Consider the following 2,500-nt stretch of genomic DNA (forward strand, 5'->3'; position numbering starts at 1 on the left):
CTCCTCACCCTTCAGATTGAGCTTGACATCTCATAGATAGACATAGCTCACGGAACCCGCATGGGCGGGGAGGCCTGCAAGCCCAACGGTACACAGGCAAGCGGCGAGGACTGTGCGGCTCAACATCCGCGCCAGCACATGGCGATCGGACGGCATCGATGCGAGCGATCTCGATGCATGCGCTGGCAATGCAGCGGTCTTCTTGTTCATTGGGGAAGCTCGATTATTTTTGGTGCCGCGGACTCTAGTCGAGCCTCTCGCAAAAACATACTCGCTTCTTGTCGCGCGAATCTGGCGAAATCCCTTCGCGGATTGCCCCTGCGGACCTGCCACATCTGGCCGTGGACATCACCCGTCAAAGCTGTGCTTCGATTGCAGCCTTGTCGATCACCGACCAGACTCGCCAGATCCTCCCTCCCCGGAACTCATAGAACACGTTCTCGGCAAAGGAGACTCTCTTCCCATTGACCGGGAGTCCCAGAAAGCCAGCCTTGGGCGTGCATGCGAAGTCCAGCCGGCTCGCGACATGAGGCGGCTCGGCAACCAGCAATGCCACGTCGAAATGAAGATCAGGGATGTCGCGGAAATCACCTTCGAGCATCTCCCGATAGCCCGCCAGTCCGAGCTGCCGGCCGTTGTGGCTCATCTCTTCGTCGACGAACCGTCCCAGCGCCGCCCAATCCTGCCGGTTGAGGCAAGCGATGTATTCGAGGTAGAGGGCGGAGAGATCGGCAGGGGTCACGGGGCAGCTCCCGTACTAGATGGGGATGCATTGCCCCAGTGGCTAACCGTTGATCTCTGGCTCGACCAGCCGAGCCAGGTTCAGCAGAGACTCCTGCCACCCCAGGTAGCACGCCTCCAGAGGGATCGCGTCGGGGATGCCCTCCTGGACGATGTTCAGCTCGGTTCCGACCAAGACCTGCTTCATCGTGACAGTGACCTGCATCTCCCCGGGCAGGTTCGGATCGTCGAAGACGTCGGTGTACCGCAGCCGCTCATTCGGCACGAGCTCGCGGTATTCGCCCGCGAAGGACATGCTCTTGCCCGTGGTGAAGTTCGTGAACGACATCCTGTACTTGCCGCCCACCTTGACCTCCATGCTATGAACCTTGCCGGTGAAGCCATTGGGCGGCAGCCACCGCGCCTTGGCGTCGGCGTCGACGAAGGCTCGATAGACTTTCTCCGGCTTCGCGGCAATGACGCGATGCAGCCTGACTGTGTTGGCGCTCATGGTGCTCCTTGAATGATGAATGCGAGTCCCGAGCCTACGAAGGATCAGCCTGCGCCACAAGGACCAGGGAGCCGCGAATCCTGCCAACCTGCTTCACAAGGCCCGCCATGCATCGAGACAGTGCGCCGCAAGCGCCGTCACCCAGGGCGGCTCATCGGGATCGAAGGCCAAGCCGAAGCGCGGGCTGACGACAAACCCCGCCCGCTCGAACACCCCTGGGTCCTGCTGCCGGACGAACGACGGCAGCGTCTCGAACGGCACCGCTACATTGCCGAAGTTGACCACCGGCGCCTGCGTCGTGACCTCCTCCAACCTGCCGCAGTCCTGAAACCGGTAGACCACCGACGCATAGTCGAGCTCATTCAGTCCGACACCGTTGCGGCCGGACCCCAACGGCACGCCTCGCAGCCTCACGATCTCTTCTTGCGAGATGGTGAACGGGATTCCATCGACGCTGACGAACGGGTCCAGGTGCATGCGGACCAGCATGCCAGAGTCCGATCGAGCCAGCCAGGCCTAGCGCTGCGTTCCGGTCCTCGGCCCCGCCCAGCGCCTTCTCTCCTCGCTCGCGTGATGTCGGCGCGCGCAATGTGCATTTGCCGCTGCGCCGTGCGCAGCTCCTGATGCGCTACGTGTTCGCCGGGCTGGAGGCGCTGCGAAAGGCGCATCGGGCTGCGCCCTCTTCCTCCCGGCGGGGCGGTGATTGGCCCTGCTGCCTGGCGACGTCGAAGACGCGGATCTGATCTACAACACCAGCAAGGCCCGGAAGTCATTGACGTTGGTGTGCGTCGGCCCGGTCACGCACAGATCCCCGATCGCATCGAAGTACCCATACGCGTCGTTGCGGTCCAGGTGGTCAGCGAGCTTGCGCCCCGCCGCCTCGGCACGCGCCAGGGTGTCGGGCGTGACGAAGGCGCCCGCGTTGTCTTCCACCCCGTCGATGCCGTCGGTGTCGGCCGCGAGTGCCCACACGCTCTTCTGGCCGGCGAGCGCACCCGCAAGACCGAGGCAGAACTCGCCGGCACGGCCGCCCCGCCCTTTGGCCTGGCCCGGCTGGCGCGGGCGGATGGTGACCGTCGTCTCGCCGCCCGACAGGATCACGCAGGGCTTCGCAAAAGGCGCACCGCGCAGCGCAATGGCGCGCGCCAGTGCGCCATGCACCTTGCCGACCTCGCGCGACTCGCCTTCCATTTCGTCACTGAGGATGTGGGCCTCGATGCCGGCTGCGCGCGCCGCCGCGGCAGCGGCTTCGAGCGACTGCTGCGGCGT

The 2,500-nt window shown here is 64.4% G+C and carries 5 protein-coding genes; all 5 read right to left on the reverse strand.

All coding sequences use genetic code 11. From position 1 onward, the window contains the following. Nucleotides 1-30: 30 nt before the first annotated feature. The gene (locus APY03_RS43590) at nt 31-210 is read right to left on the reverse strand and encodes a hypothetical protein (RefSeq protein WP_146039699.1); all 180 of its coding nucleotides are present in this window, start codon (nt 208-210) and stop codon (nt 31-33) included. A gap of 145 nt (nt 211-355) precedes the next feature. Continuing rightward, nucleotides 356-742, reverse strand: coding sequence for an ester cyclase (locus APY03_RS11005; RefSeq protein WP_068676727.1), 387 nt, complete (start codon nt 740-742; stop codon nt 356-358). 42 nt (nt 743-784) lie between these two features. Further along, the gene (locus APY03_RS11010) at nt 785-1,231 is read right to left on the reverse strand and encodes an SRPBCC family protein (RefSeq protein ID WP_068676729.1); all 447 of its coding nucleotides are present in this window, start codon (nt 1,229-1,231) and stop codon (nt 785-787) included. Nucleotides 1,232-1,324: 93 nt separating this feature from the next. Beyond that, on the reverse strand, nt 1,325-1,720 hold the full coding sequence (locus APY03_RS11015; protein ID WP_232081283.1) for a hypothetical protein: 396 nt from the start codon (nt 1,718-1,720) through the stop codon (nt 1,325-1,327). A gap of 255 nt (nt 1,721-1,975) precedes the next feature. Then, the coding region (locus tag APY03_RS43595) for an MOFRL family protein (protein WP_332307383.1) at nt 1,976-2,500 on the reverse strand (525 nt) is incomplete at its 5' end.

The organism is Variovorax sp. WDL1 (genome assembly GCF_001541225.1).
Taxonomy (GTDB): Bacteria; Pseudomonadota; Gammaproteobacteria; order Burkholderiales; family Burkholderiaceae_C; genus Variovorax.

Bases quoted from the DNA above. Each gene is read 5' to 3' on its own strand.
- APY03_RS43590 (WP_146039699.1), bottom strand. From the start codon at position 210: ATGAACAAGAAGACCGCTGCATTGCCAGCGCATGCATCGAGATCGCTC.
- APY03_RS11010 (WP_068676729.1), bottom strand. From the start codon at position 1,231: ATGAGCGCCAACACAGTCAGGCTGCATCGCGTCATTGCCGCGAAGCCG.
- APY03_RS11015 (WP_232081283.1), bottom strand. From the start codon at position 1,720: ATGCTGGTCCGCATGCACCTGGACCCGTTCGTCAGCGTCGATGGAATC.